Genomic DNA, 19,137 nt, shown 5'->3' on the forward strand with positions numbered 1-19,137 from the left:
CTGCCCTGATTCCTGTTCACGTGCCCCCCGCAACGAGGCGGGGTGTGCGGAGCCTTGCTTGCTTTGGCCCCTGGAGATTCGCATGAGTCAGCCCAACAACTCCATTGCCCGCCAGGTGTCTCTGACCGGCGCAGTCGCCGTTGCAGTGGTGCTGCTGGGTGTCAGCCTTATCGTCGGCACACTGCTGAAGCGGTCCGCCAATGACCAGGTGCAGACCTGGGTGGGCGACAAGGCCGAGTCGCTGATCGACGCGATGCAGGCGATGGACGACGTCGCCGCCAAGCAGATCCAGCGCAGCTTTGGCTCCTTCCGCCAGGATTTCGGCCCCAGCTTCACACTGGACGAAGCCACCGGCGACCTGCGCGACTGGGGCCCCAAGCTCAATGGCAACTTCACCCAGGTCGACAAGTTCGCGGCCGTCAACGGCGGTGTGGCCACCGTTTTCGCGGCCAAGGGCGACGACTTCGAACGCATCACGACCTCGCTGAAGAACGAGAAGGGCGAACGCGCCATGGGCACGATGCTGGGCAAGCAGCACCCTGCCCATGCCACGGTTTCCGCCGGCAAGCCCTACACCGGCCGCGCGCTGCTGTTCGGCCGCGCCTACATGACGCATTACGAACCGATCAAAAGCGACGCCGGCAAGGTCATCGGCATCCTCTTCGTCGGCTTCGACCTCGACGCCTTCGAGCTCGCCATGGACCGCATGGCCGGCAGTGCCAAGTTCTTCGAGCACGGCGGCACCTATATCGTGGCCGTGCCCAAGGACCCGACCAAGGCCCTGCTCGCCGCCCACCCGTCGGCCAAGGGCAAGCTGCTGTCCAGCGTCGCACCCGGCTTCGAGAAGACGCTGGCCGAACAGACCGCCAGCGCCGTCGTGCTGGACGACGTGCCCGATGTGCTGGGCAACGGCAAGACCGACAACTTCGCCGTGGCGCGCAAGAGCGAGAAGACCGGCTACTGGGTCGTCGCCCAGGTCTCACGCGGCGAGGCTCAGGCCGCCGGCCGCACGACGCTGTGGTTCTTCTGGGGCGCCCTCGCACTGACTGCCGTGGGCCTGGGCTTCGGGTTGATGTGGATGATGCGCCGTTGGGTCGCACAGCCGCTGGCCTCGCTGCAGAAGGCCGTCGGCGCGATTGCCGAGGGCGACCTGACCCAGTCGGTCAGCAGCAGTCGCAACGACGAGATCGGCTCACTGATCCAGGACACCGAGGGCATGCGCCAGCGCCTGGCCACCACCATCGGCACGGTGCGCAACTCGGTCGACAGCATCGGCACGGCCAGCACCGAGATCGCGACCGGCAACCTGGATTTGAGCCAGCGCACCGAGCAGACAGCCAGCAACCTGCAGAACGCTGCTTCGTCCATGAGCGAACTGACCGGCACCGTGCGGCAGACCGCTGACTCGGCCCGCACGGCCAACCAGCTCGTGCAGTCCGCCGTGGCGGCCGCGACACGCGGTGGCGAGGTCGTCGGCCAGGTCGTCACGACCATGGACGAGATCAATGTCGCCAGCAAGAAGATCTCCGACATCATCGGCRCSATCGACGGCATCGCSTTCCAGACCAACATCCTGGCGCTGAACGCCGCCGTSGAAGCGGCGCGYGCCGGCGAGCAGGGCCGCGGCTTCGCGGTCGTGGCCGGCGAGGTGCGTTCCCTGGCCGGCCGCAGCGCGGAGGCGGCCAAGCAGATCAAGGCCCTGATCGGCAACAGCGTCGAGCGCGTCGAGAACGGCGCCCGTCTGGTGCAGACGGCCGGCACGACGATGGGCGAGATCGTCTCCAGCGTGCAGCGCGTGCAGGACATCATTGGCGAGATCAGCTCGGCCGCCACCGAGCAGAGCGAGGGCATCAATTCGGTCAACACCTCGGTCGTGCAGCTCGACCAGATGACGCAGCAGAACGCCGCCCTGGTSGAAGAGTCCGCCGCCGCGGCCGAGAGCCTGAAGGAGCAAGCCCAGCGCCTTGTCGAGGCCGTCGCCGTGTTCCGCGTGGCCGGCAGCGAGCCGCAGCGCAGGGCCAGCGCCCCGGCACCGACGAAGGCGCACGCACCCGCTCCAAAGGCCGCAGCACCCAAGGCGCCTTTCAAGGCGGCAGCACCCAAGCCCGCTGCCGCGAAGCCCGCCTCCGTCGTCGCGCCCCGCCCTGCCCCGGCACCGGCACCGGCACCGGCGGCCGCCGAAGGCGACTGGGAAACCTTCTGAGCCCTGGGCGCTCCTTGTTGATGCCCGCCTAGGGCGCCATGGCCTTGAGCGTGGCAACTGCCACCGCGCGGACGGCTTTGTCGGCCTCGACGTCCTCGCTGGCGTTGCTGGTCACCAGCACGGCATCTTCGGTGTCCGGCTTCAGCACGATGAGGGCGAACCAGGCCTGATTGCTGCCGGTGTGGGCGAGGTGGCGGGCGTTCACGCCGGCCATGCTGTTCTGCGCCCGCCAACCAAGCGCAAACTTGCCGCCTTCACGCGCCGGTTGGTGCAACAGGTGGTAGGTCTGCGCCTTCAGCAGCTTGCCGCGTCCGTGCTCGCCGGCCATCTGGTCGACCGCGAACCTGGCCCAGTCTTCCAGCGACATGGTGATGCCCCCGGCCGGCGCAATGACGGCGGGGTTGTCCGCCTCCACGCCTTCGACGGGTTCGCCAGCCTTGTGCCCCAAGGGCTGGCCGCGGTGGGTGGCACCAAACCCCGCGCTGCGCAGGCCCAGCGGCTCGAACAGCTCGCGTTGCAACAGGGTCTCGTAGGGCAAGCCAGCGGCGCGCTCGGCGGCCAGGCCGGCGATCAGCACACCCGAGTTCGAGTAGCCGTCGCCGGCACCGCGCGCAAAGGCGGGAGGCTGCGCCAACGCGATGCGGGCGAAGGCCAGGCGCTGTTCGTGCAAAGGGCGCTTGTCTTTGTAGAACACCGCCATCCAGGATTCATCAATGTCCGCTTGCAGGCCGGCCTGGTGTGCGAGCAGGTCACGCAGGGTGACGTCACGATAGGCGGCCTGCATGTCCACGGCCAGCTCGGGTAGCAACTGACTCAGCGGGGCGTCCCAGGACAACACGCCCCGTTCCACCAGCCGCGCGACCATCGTGGCCGTCATGGCCTTGCCGTTGGAGCCGAGGTGCCAGACATCGCCCGGCCGGACCGGTTCGGCGTCGCCCTTGGCGCGCAGGCCGGCCACCACAAGCTCCGTCACCTGGCCACCGCGTATCACCACGGCGCCCATGGCGGGCACCTTGCCGCCCAGGCTGGTTTCGAGGCGAGCCTGCAGACCGAGGGTGGGCGCCGCCTTGACCGCAGACGCGGGCGCCTGCGGCGCATCGGCTGCAAGGACTGTGAACGAGGCGGCGCATGCGGCCAGGGCGATCGCGCAGATTCTGTGGTTCATCACGGGGTTTCTTCTGTTCTGGACACACCGATCCCGCGGCTCGACACGGCGAGGCAGGACCGCCCGCCATGCGGCATGGGGAGGGTTGGAGGGCCGGCGCAGTGTTGTCGGCGCCCTCCTCGCGGGCCAGCACTTGCCGACGAAACGCACGATCGTCGGCATGGTCGGCAGCTTGCTGCCCCAGGCCGTATCCACCAAAGAAAAAGGCCCGCGATCAGCGGGCCTGTTCAGGGCGGGGGCCAGGTGTTGACTACACGCGCTCAGCCACCCAGCCCGCCACGCTCTGCAGCGCCGCGGCCACGCCGGCCGGCTGCGTGCCGCCGGCCATGGCCAGGTCAGGCTTGCCGCCGCCCTTGCCACCGACCTGCTGGGCGACGAAGTTGACCAGCTCGCCGGCCTTGACCTTGCCAATGCTGTCGGCCGTCACGCCGGCTGCCAGCTGGACCTTGTCGCCGTCGACCGCGGCCAGCACGATGGCCGCCGTCTTCAGCTTGTCCTTGAGCTTGTCCATGGTCTCGCGCAGCGTCTTGGCGTCGGCGCCTTCCAGCTTGGCGGCCAGCACCTTGATGCCACCCACGTCCACGGCCTGGGCCAGCAGCTCATCGCCCTGGGCGGAGGCCAGCTTGCTCTTGGCAGCGGTGAGTTCCTTCTCCAACGACTTGATCTGGTCCAGCACCGCGTGCAGACGGGCACCCAGCTCGTGCGGCGAGGTCTTGAGCGTCATCGCGGCACCCTGCACCGTGGTTTCCAGCAGCTGCAAATAGGCCAGCGCGTTGTCGCCGGTGACGGCTTCGACGCGGCGGATGCCAGCTGCAACGCCCGACTCGGCCACGATCTTGAACAGGCCGATGTCGCCCGTGGCCTTCACGTGGGTGCCGCCGCAGAGCTCCTTGGAGGAGCCGATGGACAGCACCCGCACCGTCTCGCCGTACTTCTCGCCGAAAAGCATCATGGCGCCCGACTTCTGCGCGTCGTCCAGCGCCATGACCTGGGCGTTGGCCCCGGCATTGCCCAGGATCTCGGCATTCACGAGCGACTCGACCTCGCGGATCTCCTCGGCCGTCATCGGCGCGTTGTGCGCGAAGTCGAAGCGCGTGCGCTCAGGCGTAACCAGCGAGCCCTTCTGCTGCACGTGGGCACCCAGCACCTCGCGCAGGGCCTTGTGCATCAGGTGGGTGGCGCTGTGGTTGCGCACGGTCTTGGCGCGGCGCTCGGCGTCAACGCGGGCAACGAACACATCGCCCACCTTGACCGAGCCTTCCACGACCTGGCCATGGTGGCCGAACACATCGGCCTGGATCTTGATCGTGTCCGCGACGACGACGCGTGTCGTGCCGTTGCGCAACTCGCCGGCGTCGCCGACCTGGCCGCCGCTCTCGGCGTAGAAGGGCGTGTGGTCGAGCACGATGACGGCATCGTCACCGGCCTGCGCCTCGTTGACCTGAGCGCCATCGACGTAGATGGCCGTCACCTTGCTGTGCTCGCAGACGAGGTGCTCGTAGCCGTGGAACTCGGTCGGCGCGCCGCTGTAGGCCAGGCCTTGCGCCATCTTGAACTTGCCGGCGGCGCGGGCGCGGTTCTTCTGCTCGTCCAGCAGTTCGTTGAAGCGCGTCTCGTCCACCGTCACGCCGCGCTCGCGGCAGACGTCGGCGGTCAGGTCGACCGGGAAGCCGTAGGTGTCATGCAGCTTGAAGGCCGTGTCGCCATCGACGTTGCCGCCCTTGGCGAGGGCTGCTTCGAGGATTTCCATGCCGGTGGCGATGGTCTGGAAGAAGCGCTCCTCCTCCTGCTTCAGCACGTCGGTGACGCGAGCCTGGGCCGCGCGCAGCTCGGGATAGGCCTCGCCCATCTCGGCGCTCAGCGCCGCGACCAGCTTGTGGAAGAACGGCGTGCGGGCGCCGAGCTTGTAGCCGTGGCGGATGGCGCGGCGGGCGATGCGGCGCAGCACATAGCCGCGGCCGGCGTTGCCGGGAATGACACCGTCGACGATGGTGAACGAGCAGGCGCGGATGTGGTCGGCGATGACCTTCAGCGACGGGCTGGTGGCGTCACAGTCGCCACCACCGGCCGCGTCCACAGCCTTCTTGGCCGCAGCCAGCAGCGTCACGAAGGTGTCGATCTCGTAGTTGGAATGCACATGCTGCAGAACCGCAGCCAGGCGCTCCAGGCCCATGCCCGTGTCCACGCTCGGCTTGGGCAGCGGGTGCATCACGCCGTCTTCAGTCCGGTTGAACTGCATGAAGACGTTGTTCCAGATCTCGATGTAGCGGTCGCCGTCCTGCTCGGCCGAGCCCGGGGGGCCGCCGGCGACGTCGGGGCCGTGGTCGTAGAAGATCTCGGTGCAGGGGCCGCAGGGGCCCGTGTCGCCCATCATCCAGAAGTTGTCGGACATGTAGCGCGCGCCCTTGTTGTCGCCGATGCGCACGATGCGCTCGGCGGGCACGCCCACGGTCTTGTTCCAGATGTCGTAGGCCTCGTCGTCTTCCTCGTAGACGGTGACCCAGAGCTTGTCGGCCGGCAACTTGAAGTTGACTGTCAGCAGCTCCCAGGCATAGCTGATCGCGTCCTTCTTGAAATAGTCGCCGAAGCTGAAGTTGCCCAGCATCTCGAAGAAGGTGTGATGGCGCGCCGTGTAGCCGACGTTGTCCAGGTCGTTGTGCTTGCCGCCGGCGCGGATGCACTTCTGGCTGGTGGTGGCGCGCGAGTAGGCGCGCTTGTCAAAGCCCAGGAACACGTCCTTGAACTGGTTCATGCCGGCGTTCGTGAACAGCAGCGTCGGGTCGTCACCCGGCACGACGGGGCTGGACGCGACGATCTGGTGGCCTTTCGACTCGAAGAACTTCAGAAAGGTCTGGCGGATCTCGGCGGCTTTCATCCGGGGTTTCCTGGAAAAGGTCTGTGACAAGGAGGGGCGATTGTAGAGAGGGGGCTTTACATCGCCCGGGTAGAGTGCCTCTCAATTCGATTGGAGAACCTTGATGGACGCGAATTCGCCGCTGGAGGCGCTCGAGAATCCCGGTCTGCTGCGCACGCAGGCCCTGATCAATGGCGAATGGGTCGGCGGCTCCGCCACGTTTGCGGTCAACGATCCGGCCACCGGCCGCGAACTGGCCCAGGTGCCCAACCTCGGCCGCGCCGACGCCGATTCAGCCATCGCCGCCGCCGCCAATGCGCTGAACGCCTGGCGCTCCAAGCCGGCCAAGGAGCGCGCCGCGGTGCTGGTGCGCTGGCAGCAACTGCTGGTCAAGCACGCCGACGACCTGGCCCGGCTGATGACGGCCGAGCAGGGCAAGCCGCTGGCGGAGGCGCGTGGCGAAGTCGTCTACGGCGCCAGCTTCCTCGACTGGTTTGCCGAGGAAGGCAAGCGCGTCTACGGCGAGACCATCCCGACAACCGACCCGACCAAGCGCTACCTGGTCATCAAGCAGGCCGTCGGCGTCTGCGCGGCCATCACGCCGTGGAACTTCCCGTTGGCGATGATCACGCGCAAGGTCGCCCCGGCCCTGGCCGCCGGCTGCACCGTCATCATCAAGCCGGCCGAGGCGACGCCACTGACGGCCCTGGCTGCTGCCGAACTGGCCCAGCAGGCCGGCATGCCGGCCGGCGTGCTGAACGTGCTGACGGCGGACTCCCAGCAATCCATCGAGATCGGTCAGGTGCTGTGCGAGAGCGATGTCGTGCGCCATCTGTCCTTCACCGGCAGCACGGAGGTCGGCCGCATCCTGATGAAGCAGTGCGCGCCGTCGATCAAGAAGCTCAGCCTGGAGCTGGGCGGCAATGCGCCCTTCATCGTCTTTGACGACGCCGACCTCGACTCCGCCGTGGAAGGCGCCATCGCCAGCAAATACCGCAACGCCGGCCAGACCTGCGTCTGCGCCAACCGCATCTATGTGCAGGCGGGTATCTACGACGCCTTCCTGGAGAAATTCGCGGCCAAGGTCGCGGCGCTGAAGACAGGTAATGGGTTTGATGCCGGCATCAATGTCGGGCCGCTGATCGACGCTGCAGCGCTGGAAAAGGTCGAGACCCATGTCGCCGACGCCATCGCCTTGGGTGCCAAACTGCTGGCGGGCGGCAAGCGCATCGAGACCGCCGGCGGCAACTTCTTCGAGCCGACGCTGCTGGCCGATGCGACGCCGCAGATGCTGTGCTCGCGCGAGGAGACCTTCGGCCCGGTGGCGCCCATCTTCAAGTTCCAGACCGAAGAGGACGCGATCCGGTTGGCCAACTCCACCGAGTTCGGCCTGGCCAGCTATTTYTACAGCCGCGACATCGGCCGCATYTWCCGCGTSGSCGAGGCGCTGGARTACGGCATGGTGGGCGTCAACACCGGGTTGATCTCGACCGCCGAGGTGCCGTTCGGCGGTGTGAAGCAATCGGGCCTGGGCCGCGAGGGCGGGCGCCAGGGCATCGAGGACTATGTCGAGGTGAAGTACCTCTGCCTGGGCGACATCCACCGCTGAAAACCAGGCCCCGGCAACAAAAAAACCGCGAGGCAGCTTCTGGCTGCACTCGCGGTTGCCGAACCGACTGACCGGGCCTTGTGCACCCGGCAGTCAAGCTACTTACTCGAAATCCACGCTGAAGGTCAGCGAGGTGAAGCGCGGGGCACCGAGGTAGTAGAACTCGGTGCTGGCAGATTGCGATGCGGTCGAGCCATTCGTCGTCCGCAGCGGCGTTGCCTGCGTGTTGGTCAGGATCGAAGACGCGCTGCGGTACTTCGCATTGCCGATGTTGCTGACGTTCAGGCGCAGTTGGGCGTTCTTCAGCTGCGAGCCGAAGTTGCCGAACTTGAAGCCGGCGTCCAGGTCACCGGTGGTGTAAGCGGGGGCGGCTTCCTGGTTCATCAGGTCCACGTACTGCGAGCCGGTGTACTTGCCCTTCAGGCGCACATAGACCGGGCCTTGCTCGTATTGCACGGACAGGGCGGCCATCTTCTTGGGCGTCTTGCCGAACTCCTTGTCCTTGATCGGCAGGAAGCCGGTAGCGGTCAGCTGCAGATCGTCCGTGATCTTGCTCTTCTGCAGCGTCAGCGAGCCATAGGCCGAGAAGCCGCCGAAGACGCCGCTGCCCACTTCCATCTCCAGGCCACGGTTCTTCACGCCGCCGGCATTTACATAGGTGGCGACCAGGGTATTCGGGTCCGTCGCCGAGACCTGGCGGTTCTTGAAGTCTGAGCTGAACAGCGTAGCCGTGAACGAGATGTCCTTCGACTGGAAGCGGTAGCCGCCGTCGATCATCGTCGACGTTTCCGGCTTGACCTCTACGAAGGGCTGGACCGGGCCGCCGTTGACGGATGCTACATAGACGCCGCTGGAGCTGACCTGATAGGCATAGTTCGGTGGTGCGCGGAAGTTCTTCGCGGCATTCAGGAAGACATGCTGTTTGCTGTCCAGGTTGAAGCGGGCACCGATTTGCGGCAGCGCCTTGCGGAACGAACGCGTAATGTTGAAGTCTTGGTAGACGTTGGCGCCCTTGGTATAGACGCCATTGACCAGCGTGTAGGTCGGGACCGGGGTCTCGCTAGCGTAGTTGGTCACGTCACGCGTCACATGCGGCAGGCGCAGGCCCAGCGAAATGAAGGCGCGGTCGTTCAACAGCGTGATCTGGTCGTTCAGGTAGATCTGGTAGGCGGTGCTGATCGTCTTGCTGTCGCGACCTTCGTAGCAGGTGCCGTCAGTGCGCTTGATGCAGCCGTCCTGCAGCCAGGGGTCCGCCGGCGTGCCGTCGGCATTGATGCGGACGCCCGGCTGGGTCTGGCGGTGCTGGGCACGCTCATACCACAGGCCCAGCTTCAGGTAGTGGCTGTCCAGCGTGGTGCTGAGTTCGCCGGTGATGCCGGGACGCATGGTCTTGGTCACGCTGGCGCGGCCCACGGCAACCTTGTCCAGCTTGTCGCCATCGCCATTGATGTCAATGGCGCCGCCAATCAGGCTAGTCCCCGAGCTACCGGTCTTGGCAGCGGTACCGGTTTCGTCAAGGATGACTTGCGACCAGCCGCCGTTGCCAAAGCCGTACCACATGTAGGGCTGGACCTTCAAATAAGTGTCCTGGGCGACCTTGAAGGAACCCGACACCGACGCAATCACGTTCTTGAACGGGTTCAGCGCCATGCCGTAGTAGACCGGCGACTGGGTGACGTCGGTCTGGGCCGTGCCGCCCACCGGTGTCTTCAGCGCCTTGAAGTTCGCGCCGTAGTCATAGTTGTAGCCATAGGGCGTGCCATTGGCATCAGAGCCAGAGGCAAAGGAGGCGGCGCAGCTGGAGAGCGGAACGAGCTGAGCTTGGCACAGGCTGACCGAGAAGATGTTCTGGTTGTACAAACGGTTGTACAGGATCGAGCCCAGGATGTGGTTGTCCTCGTTCAGGTCGAGCGTGAAGCCGGCGTCGACATGGTCCTTCTTGAGCTTGCCGACACCCTTCCACTTGTCGGCTTCGGCATGCGAATAGCTCAGGAAGACCTTGGCCTTGTTGTCCAGGAAACGACCCGTATCGACACGCAGGAAGGAGCGGAACAGGTTCAGGCCACCGAACGTCTGCGAGAAGCGGAGGCGGCTCGTGTCATTCGGGTCGCAGGTGATCATGCTCACGCTGCCGCCGGTGGCGCCGCTGTGGGGCGATTCCAGCTCGGGAGAGCCCTGGGCCACCGAAGCGGTACAGAGGTTCTCCTTGTCGATCATTTCCTGGGCGTAGAAAGCATAGCCGCCCGAATCGTTGACCGGCACGCCGTTCACCGTGAAGCCGATCTGATCGGAGCCGAAGCCGCGGATGCTCACGTCGCCGCCGTTTAGGCCGGTCGCGTCGTAGTTGTAGGTGTTCACGCCGGGCAGCTGCGCAATGCTCTGCAGCACGTTTCCGGTGGCGATTTCCTTTTCCATCGCGGCCTTGGTGATCGTGCTGCGGCCCTTGACGGAGTCGTCATTGATCATATTGCCACCGGCCAGCTTGGCACCGGAACCAATGACCGTGATCGTGCCCAGGCGGACGGCATCGTCCTTGGCGCGCGGTGCGGCCTCTTCCTTGGCTTGATCCACCGGCGCTTGCTGCGCGTACACCGTGCCGGTGGCCAGCACGGAAACTGCCAGGGCGGTGGCGGTCTTGCAGAATAGTCTGCTCTTCATTCCTAGACTCCTAGTGGGTGCGCCAAGCGCGCGGGCTTCAACAGATTCAGTAGGGTGCCGTTCGTCGATGACCGCGGCAGAAAGACGCTTCGCAAAGCGCCCCGGAATTGTCATGACTTTCTGTGACAGAACTTTACGGGTAAGTCAGAAGTGGCCCGATTCAGACACTCGCGCCCGGCGTGAAGCACTGGGACAGTGCGTCGCCGGCCGGCGACATTGCTCCCCGTTTTTTGGCCCGCTGACTTGGGAATCACGGACCCAAGCCACGAATCGGGCCACCGGCAGCACCGAAATGGTGCGATCTTTACTGAAATGTAAACCTTGCGGCAGAACCTCGTGATGTCGCGAAACCGCGACAAACTCGCGCTACAAACCGACCTCCAAGATCCCAGCCTCCTCCAAGCAGCTCCGTCATGGCCTTTACCCACTCCTTCCGTCTCGCCACCGGCCTCGTGCTGGGCGCCCTGTTTGCCGGCTGCGCCACCCAGCAGCAGCCCGCCACGACAGAGCTGACGCTGCTGTCCATCAACGACTTCCACGGCAACATCCAGCCCGCCGACCCGACGCCGCTGCTGCCGCGCCTCCCCGACGCCACAGGCGCGCTCAAGTCCCAGCCTGCCGGCGGTGCCGCGTATCTGGCCACGGCCCTGTCTGCGTTGAAGGCCAGGAACCCCGACGCCCTGGTTGTGGCGGGCGGCGACCTGATTGGCGCTTCGCCGCTGATCTCCAATCTGCTGCGCGACGAACCGACGCTGACGGCCATGTCCCAGCTCGGCATCGCCGCCAGCGCCCTGGGCAACCACGAGCTGGATGCCGGCCTGCCCGAGCTGCTGCGCCAGACCCGCGGCGAATGCGGCGCAGGCGGTTGCCTGTGGCCGGGCTACAAGGGCCCCGGCTTTCCCTATCTCGGCGCCAATGTGCTGGACGCGAACACCGGCAAGCCGCTGCTGCCCAGCCATGTCATCAAGCAGGCTGGCGCGCTGAAAGTCGCCATCGCGGGCGTAGCGACGCTGGAGACGCCCCATGTCATCGTCGCCCGGGCGATCAAAGGCATCCGCTTCGCCGACGAGGCCGACACGCTGAATGCCCTCGTCCCCCAGCTCAAGGCGGAAGGCGCGCAAGTGCTGGTGGCCGTCATGCACGAGGGTGGCGTTCAAGGAAGGGACGCCAGTGCCAACGATCCGAGCTACGCCTGCCCGACGTTGACCGGCCGCGTGCAGGACATCGCCAAGCGCCTGGACCCCGCCTACGCCATCATCATCGGCGGCCACACCCATCAGGCCTACACCTGCAAGATCGATGGCCGCCTCGTCGTGCAAGCCGGCAGCTATGGCGGCTGGATCACCGAAAGCCATCTCAAGTTCGACGCTGCCGGCCGCGTGCTCGATGCCCAGGCCGTCAACCACCCGGTGCTGCAGTCGGCCTACGCGCCCAACCCGGCACTGGCCGCCCTGGTCGCCCAGGCCGCCGCGCTGACCGAAGCAGCCCGCAACAAGCCGGTCACCACCTTGACGCAAGGCGCCTCGCGCAATGCCAAGGAGCCCCATGGCGACTCCGCGCTGGGTAACCTCATCGCGGACAGCCAGCTCGCCTTCGCGCGCAAGCAGGGCCCGGCCGACGTGGCTTTCATGAACCCCGGCGGCATCCGCGCCGACCTGACCGTGAAGCCCGGCAAGCCCACGACGATGAGTGACCTGCTCGCCATCCAGCCCTTCGGCAACGACATCGTCGCGGTGACGCTGACCGGCCAGCAGCTGCTGGACATTCTGCAGCGCCAGCTGCCCAAGGGCGACGCCGCCCCGCGCATGCTGCAGCCCTCGTCGACGCTGCACTACCACTGGCGCGCCGCGGCCGATGGCGTCGCCCAACTCGTCGACCCGCGCATCAACGGCGAACCGGTGGATCCGGCTCGCAACTACCGCGTCGTCATCAACAACTTCCTCTCCGAAGGCGGCGACGCCCAGGCGGGTTTCAAGCATGGCCGCGACCGCGCCGTGCTCGGCACCGACATCGACGCCCTCGTCGAGCTGCTGCGCGACAACCCACAGGCGCTTTCCCAGGCGGCGCCGGGCCGCATCGTGCGCGACTAGGGCAAACCTGTAACTTCTTGTAGCGACCCCGGCCCGGCGCCCTGACGAGGCCGCCCTAGACTCGAAGCGCCCGGCAATGCTGGCTGGGCAGCAGCGGCTCGGGGGCGTGATGGCGTGGGACATGCAAGCCGGCGGTGACGCCCAGCCTCAGGCCGGTCCTGCAGCCGCGAGCCCCACGCCCGGCGCGCCCAGCCCGTTGATCCGCGAGGTCATTGCCCACCTGCCCTGCGGCTTGGCCGTTTTCGACGCCGAACGCCGTCTCCTCGTGCACAACGCCGAGTTCGAGCGCCTGCTCAACGTGCCGGCCTCCCTTTTCGAAGAACCGCCGCTGCGCTTCGACGACCTGATCCTCTTCTTCGCCGCGCGCGGCGACTATGGCGAAGGCGAACAGGCCCGCGCCGCGGTCGACGCGGCCCTGGCCCTGGGCCGCGACCAGCGCGCCAACCGCCTCGAGACCTACCGCACCGGCGAGCGCCTCATCGAGGCCCGCACGGCGCCCCTTCCCGATGGTGGCCTCGTGCTGACGGTCCTCGACCTGACGCCCCAGGCCCAGGCCCGCCTCGCCGCCGAGCGCGCGTCGCAAGCCAAGACGCGCTTCCTGGCCAATATGAGCCACGAGATCCGCACGCCGATGAATGCCGTGCTGGGCATGCTGCGCCTGCTGCAGAAGACGCCGCTGGACGCTCGCCAGCGTGACTACGCCGTCAAGAGCGAAGGCGCCGCGCGTGGCTTGCTCGGCCTGCTCAACGACATCCTCGACTTCTCCAAGATCGAAGCCGGCCACCTCGGCCTGGACCCGCACCCGACACGCCTGGACGAGCTGCTGCGCGACCTCTCCGTCATCCTGGCCGCCAACGTCGACAAGCGCGAGCTCGAGCTGCTGTTCGACCTCGACCCCGCCCTGCCGCCGGTCGTGGTCGCCGATGCACTGCGCCTGCAGCAGGTGCTCATCAACCTGGCCGGCAACGCCATCAAGTTCACGCAGGCCGGCGAGGTCGTGCTCGGCATCTCGCTCGTGTCGCAGAACGCCAGCAGCGTCGTGCTCGCCTTCTCGGTGCGCGACACCGGCATCGGCATCGCGCCCGAGCAGCAGCAGCGCATCTTCTCGGGCTTTGCCCAGGCCGAGGCGTCAACGGCCCGGCGCTTCGGCGGCACYGGSCTGGGCCTGGCCATCAGCCGCCGCCTGGTGCGCCTGATGGGCGGCGACATCCACATCGAAAGCACGCCCGGCAAGGGCAGCCGCTTCAGCTTCACGCTGAGCTTCCCCTTGCCCGCCGAGGAGTGCGCGCCGGCGCCGCGCCAGGCCCTACAGGCCCTCGTCATCGACGACCATGCCGAGGCACGCCGGGTCATCGGCACACTGGCCCAATCCCTGGGCTGGACGGCACGCCTGGCGGCCAGCGGTGCCGAGGCGCTGGAGCTGATCACCAGCGGCACGCCGGAGGTCGTGCTGCTCGACTGGGTCATGCCCGGCATGGATGGCTGGCAGACCGCCGTGCACCTGCGCCAGCGCCTCGGCCCCGAGCCGCTGATCCTGATGGTCACCAGCTACGACCGCGAACGCCTGGCCCAGCGCAGCGCGGCCGAGCAGGCCCTGCTCGACGGCTTCCTCGTCAAGCCCATCACCGCGACCCTGCTGAGCCAGGCCGTCAGCGCGGCCATCCAGGCACGCTGCAGTGACGGCGAGCCGCCCGAACCGGCACCGCAGCGCCTGGCCGGCCTGCATCTCCTCGTCGTCGAGGACAACCCCGGCAACCAGCAGGTCACGCGCGAACTGCTTGAACTCGAAGGTGCCCAGGTCAGCCTGGCCGGCGACGGCCAGCAGGCCCTGACCCTGCTCGCCCAGACCCGCGGCCGGCGCGGCTTTGACGCCGTGCTGATGGACGTGCAGATGCCCGTCATGGACGGCACGACGGCCACGCGGCTGATCCGCCGCCAGCTGGGCCTGACCCTGCCCATCATTGCGATGACGGCGGGCGCGTTGGACGCGGAACGCCAGGCCTGCCTGGAAGCCGGCATGGACGAGCACATCGGCAAGCCCTTCGACCCCGACGTGCTGGTCGCCGTGATCAGCCGGCGCTGCGGCGCTGCGCCCACGGCGCCCAGGACCGTGGCCGCCGAGCTGCCCCCCACCCTGCTGGCCGACGCGGGCCGTGCCGGCATCGCACTGGCCGAGGCGCTCGCGCGCATGTCCGGCCGCATTGAGCTGTTCGAACGCACGCTGGCCGCCCTGCACGAACAGGACCGCAAGCTCGCCCGGGCCCTGGCCGAGGGTGGCCGTACCGCCACGCGCGGCCTGCATGGCTACCGCGGGCTGGCCGCCATGCTCGGCGCGGGGGAACTGGCGGCCCTGGCCGCCGAAGGTGAACATGCCGGCGCGCCCGACGAAGACTGGCGCCGCCGTTTTCTCGAGCGCCGCCAGGCCGATCTTGCCGCGCTGGACCGGCTCGCCGCCGACCTGCACGCCCGCCAGGCCCTGCATGACGATCTCGCCGAACAGCAGCGGCCCGCAGCGCCCGGCAGCCTCGCCCAGCACGTGGATGCCCTCGCCGAACTGCTCGACGGCGCCGACCTCGCTGCGCTCGACTTCCACCAGGGCCTGCGCGAGCGGCTGCGGCAGAAGGGCGATGAAGGCACGGTGACTGCCCTCGATTCGGCCATGGAAGCCCTCGACTTCGGCACCGCGCTGACGCTGTGCCGCCGCCTGCGCACGACGCTGGAGGCCCCGACATGATGCAGCTCTCCCTGCCTGACCGCGCACCGCTGACGCCCGGCCACGCGCCGGCCGGCCGCCGCCCGCGCCTGCTCATCGTCGACGACCAGCCGGTCAACATCCAGGCCCTGCACCGCGTCTTCGCGAGCGATTGCCAGGTGCTGATGGCCACCGACGGCAGCCGCGCCCTGCAGCTGTGCCGCGACCGCCAGCCCGACCTCGTGCTGCTGGACGTGCAGATGCCCGGCATGGACGGCCACCAGCTCTGCGCCGAATTGAAGGCCGACCCGCTGCTGCGCAGCATCGCCGTCATCTTCGTGACCGCGCAGGACCAGCCCGAGGACGAGACCCGCGCGCTGGACGCCGGCGCGGCCGACTTCATCACCAAGCCCTTCAATCCCACCGTCGTGCGGGCGCGGGTGCGGACCCAGCTGACCTTGAAAGCCCAGTCGGACCTTTTGCGCGAGCTCGCCTTCATCGACGGGCTGACCGGCGTGCACAACCGCCGGCATTTCGACGAGCGCTTCATCGCCGAAGCCCGGCGTGCGCAGCGCTCGCGCTCGCCACTGGCCATCGTGCTCGCCGATGTCGACCACTTCAAGCGCTACAACGATGCGCTGGGGCATCTGGCGGGGGACGACTGCCTGCGGCGCGTGGCGGGGGCGCTGCGGGCTTGCTTGAGGCGGCCTACCGATCTGCTGGCGCGCTACGGCGGAGAGGAGTTCGTCTGCCTGCTCCCGGACACCGATCTGGCAGGGGCGATCGGGGTGGCGCAGCTGATGGAGGACACGGTGAGGGCGTTGTCGCTGCCGCATCCGGGGGTGGAGGGCTGCGTGACGATCAGCCTGGGGGTGTCAGCGGGGTCGCAGGCCCAGGGGCTCGTCGAGGCGGCGGACAAGGCGCTGTATTTGGCCAAGGCTGCGGGGCGTGGGCGCGTCAGCTGGGTAGAGGGCTGACGGCGGCGGGAAGGGAATGCTCGGAATGCGATGGATCGGTCGGACCGATCCATCGGCCTCGCTGGTACTCGGCCCGGCGCACGGCGCCGTCCAAGGACAGCCACCGGCTGTCCTTGAGCGAACCGTGGGTTCTCATCCCAAGCCCCCACCCCAAATGCCAACGGCCCCGAGTGGGGCCGTTGGCATTTGGAGCGGGTGATGGGAATCGAACCCACGTAGTCAGCTTGGGAAGCTGAAGTTCTACCATTGAACTACACCCGCAATGGGCCGCGAGTTTACAGGGCTGAATGCGATTCCCACGGCTACAGTCGCGCGCATGACGTCCTCCGCCTCGCCCGCCCAGCGTCCGCCTGCCACTTTGCTGATCGCCTGGCGCCAGTTGCTGCGGGACTGGCGGGCCGGCGAGTTGCGCTTGCTGATGCTGGCCGTGGCCCTGGCCGTCGCGGCGCTGTGCGCTGTGGCCTTCCTGTCCGACCGCCTCGACCAGGGCCTGCGCCGCGACGCAGCCAAGCTGCTGGGCGGCGATGCAGTCGTTGCCAGTGACCAGCCCACGGCCCCTGCCCTCGTCGACCTGGCCGCCGCCCAGAACCTGACCACCGTGCGCACGGCCACCTTCCCCAGCATGGCGCGCAGCGACGAAGCCCATGGCGGCGAGAGCCGGCTGGTGGCCGTGAAGGCCGTTGGTGCGGGTTATCCGCTGCGCGGCAGCATCAAGCTGCGTGAGGCCCTGCCCGGCCGCAGCGGTGCGCCAGCCGCCGGCGAGGTCTGGGTCGATCCGGCCGTAGCCGATGGCCTGGGGCTGAAGCTCGGTGACTCGCTGCTGCTCGGCGACGCGAAGCTGAAGCTCGCCGCGCTGATCGAGACCGAGCCCGACCGCGGCGCTGGGTTCATGAGCTTCGCGCCGCGCGTCATGCTGGCCGAGGCCGACCTCGCCGCCACCCGTCTCGTGCAGCCCGCCAGCCGCCTCACCTACCGCATGGCGGTCGTGCCCGGCCCGGGCGCAGCACCGGGTGCCGTCGGCCGCTTCGTGGCCGGCGCCGAGCAACTCGTCGAGAAGGACAAGCTGCGCGGCGTGCGCCTGGAGTCGTTGGAGTCCGGCCGCCCCGAGATGCGCCAGACGCTGGACCGCGCGGCCCGCTTCCTGCGCCTGGTGGCCATGCTGTCAGCCCTGCTCGCAGCCGTGGCCGTGGCGCTGGCGGCACGCGACTTTGCAGCCCGCCATCTGGACGACTGCGCCATGCTGCGCGTGCTCGGCCAGCCGCAGCGCCGCATCGCCTGGGCGTACGGGCTGGAGTTCCTGCTCGCAGGCCTGAGCGCCAGCGCGGTCGGCGTGCTGGGCGGCCTGGCCCTGCACCAGGTTTTCGTGTCGCTACTGGCCGGGCTGATCGACGTCGACCTGCCACCGCCCAGCATCTGGCCGGCGCTGCTGGGCCTGGGCCTGGGCTTGTCGCTGCTGCTGGGCTTCGGCCTGCCGCCGGTGCTGCAGCTCGCCGCCGTGCCGCCGCTGCGCGTCATCCGCCGCGACCTCGGCGCGCCCAAGGCCGGCTCACTGCTGGTGCTCGGCGCGGGTGTGGCGGGCCTCGCGGCCATCCTCGTCGTGCTGGCAGGCGACGTGAAGCTCGGCGCCATCGCCGCCGCAGGCTTTGCCGCCGCGGTGCTGCTGTTCGCGCTGCTGGCCTGGGCGGCGGTGTGGCTGCTGCGCCGGCTGGTGCCGGTCAATGTCAGCGGTGCGGGCGTGCCGCGCTGGCTGCTGCTGGCCACGCGCCAGGTCGCGGCACGGCCGGGCTTTGCAGTCATGCAGGTGTCCTCGTTGGCCGTTGGCCTGCTGGCGCTGGCGCTGCTGGTGCTGCTGCGCACCGACCTGATCGACAGCTGGCGCCGCGCGACGCCGGCGGCCGCACCGGACCGCTTCGTCATCAACATCCAGCCCGACCAGGCAACAGCCTTTCGCAAGACGCTGACCGACGCCGGCGTGAAGGACTACGACTGGTACCCGATGATCCGCGGCCGCCTGACGGCGATCAACGGCGAGCCGGTGCAGGCCAAGCGCTTTGCCGAGGAACGCGCCCAGCGCCTGGCCGAGCGCGAGTTCAACCTCAGCCACACGGCCGACAAGCCGGCCCACAACCAGATCACCAGCGGCCGCTGGGGTGATGCCAAGCCCGACGAGACCGGCCTGAGCGTCGAAGAAGGCCTGGCCCAGACGCTCGGCCTGAAGCTCGGCGACACGCTGGCCTTCGACATCGCCGGCCAGCCCGTGCAGGGGCGCATCACCAATCTGCGCAAGGTCGATTGGTCGTCCATGCGCGTCAACTTCTTCGTGCTGTTCGAGAAGGCAGAACTGCCCGACCTGCCGTCCACGCAGATCGCCGCCTACCGCAGCCCGCCGGCCACCAAGCTGGACCGCGAGCTGGCGCGCCAGTTCCCCAATCTCACGGTCATCGACGTGTCGGCCCAGCTCAATCAGGTGCAGGGCGTGCTGGATCAGGTCATCCAGGCGGTGCAGTTCCTGTTCAGCTTCACGCTGGCGACCGGCCTGGTCGTGCTGCTGGCGGCCGTGGGCAGCACGCGCGAGGCGCGCACGCGTGAGTTCGCGCTGATGCGGGCGCTGGGCGCGCCGTCGTCGCTGCTGGCCCAGGTGCAGCGCGCCGAGCTGCTGGGTGTCGGCGCCCTGGCCGGCTTCCTGGCCGGCGCCGTGGCGCTGGTGCTGGCGGCCCTGCTGGCGCGCTTCGTCTTCGAGTTCGACTGGCACATCAAGCCCTGGGTGCCGCTGGTTGGCGCGGCCTGCGGCGCGCTGCTGGCCTGGAGCGCCGGCTGGTGGAGCCTGCGCGGCGTGCTGCAGCGGCCCGTCGTGCAGACGCTGAGGGAGGCCCAGGCCGAATGAAGGCC

Annotated in this window: 9 protein-coding genes and 1 tRNA gene; 6 read left to right on the top strand and 4 right to left on the bottom strand. The window is 68.2% G+C overall.

The features are described 5' to 3' along the window. The first annotated feature begins 82 nt into the window (after positions 1-82). Complete coding sequence (locus tag ACXJKM_RS18685) at positions 83-2,203, top strand: methyl-accepting chemotaxis protein (protein WP_457354279.1); 2,121 nt, start codon at positions 83-85, stop codon at positions 2,201-2,203. A gap of 28 nt (positions 2,204-2,231) precedes the next feature. Here the strand turns inward: ACXJKM_RS18685 and ACXJKM_RS18690 are convergent, their stop codons facing one another. Beyond that, positions 2,232-3,368 (bottom strand): serine hydrolase domain-containing protein, encoded by a 1,137-nt coding sequence (locus ACXJKM_RS18690; protein ID WP_457354281.1) that lies wholly within the window; start codon positions 3,366-3,368, stop codon positions 2,232-2,234. Between the two features lie 250 nt (positions 3,369-3,618). Continuing rightward, positions 3,619-6,243, bottom strand: a complete 2,625-nt coding sequence (gene alaS / locus ACXJKM_RS18695) for an alanine--tRNA ligase (RefSeq protein WP_457354283.1) — start codon at positions 6,241-6,243, stop codon at positions 3,619-3,621. Between the two features lie 103 nt (positions 6,244-6,346). Between alaS and ACXJKM_RS18700 the strand changes: the two genes are divergently transcribed. Beyond that, complete coding sequence (locus ACXJKM_RS18700) at positions 6,347-7,831, top strand: NAD-dependent succinate-semialdehyde dehydrogenase (RefSeq protein ID WP_457354285.1); 1,485 nt, start codon at positions 6,347-6,349, stop codon at positions 7,829-7,831. Between the two features lie 102 nt (positions 7,832-7,933). Here ACXJKM_RS18700 and ACXJKM_RS18705 read toward each other — a convergent pair whose 3' ends face one another. Continuing rightward, the gene (locus tag ACXJKM_RS18705; protein WP_457354287.1) at positions 7,934-10,489 is read right to left on the bottom strand and encodes a TonB-dependent receptor; all 2,556 of its coding nucleotides are present in this window, start codon (positions 10,487-10,489) and stop codon (positions 7,934-7,936) included. 413 nt (positions 10,490-10,902) lie between these two features. On the opposite strand from ACXJKM_RS18705, the gene ACXJKM_RS18710 reads away from it, so the two are divergent. The 3 genes from ACXJKM_RS18710 to ACXJKM_RS18720 all read left to right on the top strand — a co-directional run bounded on the left by ACXJKM_RS18710 (position 10,903) and on the right by ACXJKM_RS18720 (position 16,248). Then, on the top strand, positions 10,903-12,579 hold the full coding sequence (locus tag ACXJKM_RS18710) for a bifunctional metallophosphatase/5'-nucleotidase (RefSeq protein ID WP_457354289.1): 1,677 nt from the start codon (positions 10,903-10,905) through the stop codon (positions 12,577-12,579). Between the two features lie 121 nt (positions 12,580-12,700). After that, a complete protein-coding gene (locus ACXJKM_RS18715; RefSeq protein WP_457354291.1) occupies positions 12,701-15,313 on the top strand; it encodes a response regulator in 2,613 nt (870 codons plus the stop codon). Next, entirely contained in the window at positions 15,310-16,248 is a 939-nt protein-coding gene (locus tag ACXJKM_RS18720; protein ID WP_327082884.1) for a diguanylate cyclase, read from the top strand. Before ACXJKM_RS18715 ends, ACXJKM_RS18720 begins: the two co-directional genes overlap by 4 nt. 187 nt (positions 16,249-16,435) lie before the next feature. On the opposite strand, the gene ACXJKM_RS18725 is transcribed toward ACXJKM_RS18720, so the two are convergent. Then, positions 16,436-16,509 (bottom strand) — tRNA-Gly (locus tag ACXJKM_RS18725). A 55-nt stretch (positions 16,510-16,564) separates the two neighbouring features. On the opposite strand from ACXJKM_RS18725, the gene ACXJKM_RS18730 reads away from it, so the two are divergent. Next, positions 16,565-19,132: an ABC transporter permease gene (locus tag ACXJKM_RS18730; RefSeq protein ID WP_056199369.1), complete on the top strand. Its 2,568-nt coding sequence runs from the start codon at positions 16,565-16,567 to the stop codon at positions 19,130-19,132. Positions 19,133-19,137: the final 5 nt, after the last annotated feature.

It is taken from the genome of Roseateles sp. P5_D6, from assembly GCF_054049415.1.

What these genes read in the sequence shown, in the direction of transcription:
- ACXJKM_RS18710 (WP_457354289.1), top strand. Translation starts at nt 10,903, where the DNA reads ATGGCCTTTACCCACTCCTTCCGTCTCGCCACCGGCCTCGTGCTGGGC.
- ACXJKM_RS18705 (WP_457354287.1), bottom strand. Translation starts at nt 10,489, where the DNA reads ATGAAGAGCAGACTATTCTGCAAGACCGCCACCGCCCTGGCAGTTTCC.
- ACXJKM_RS18690 (WP_457354281.1), bottom strand. Translation starts at nt 3,368, where the DNA reads ATGAACCACAGAATCTGCGCGATCGCCCTGGCCGCATGCGCCGCCTCG.
- alaS (WP_457354283.1), bottom strand. Translation starts at nt 6,243, where the DNA reads ATGAAAGCCGCCGAGATCCGCCAGACCTTTCTGAAGTTCTTCGAGTCG.
- ACXJKM_RS18730 (WP_056199369.1), top strand. Translation starts at nt 16,565, where the DNA reads ATGACGTCCTCCGCCTCGCCCGCCCAGCGTCCGCCTGCCACTTTGCTG.
- ACXJKM_RS18720 (WP_327082884.1), top strand. Translation starts at nt 15,310, where the DNA reads ATGATGCAGCTCTCCCTGCCTGACCGCGCACCGCTGACGCCCGGCCAC.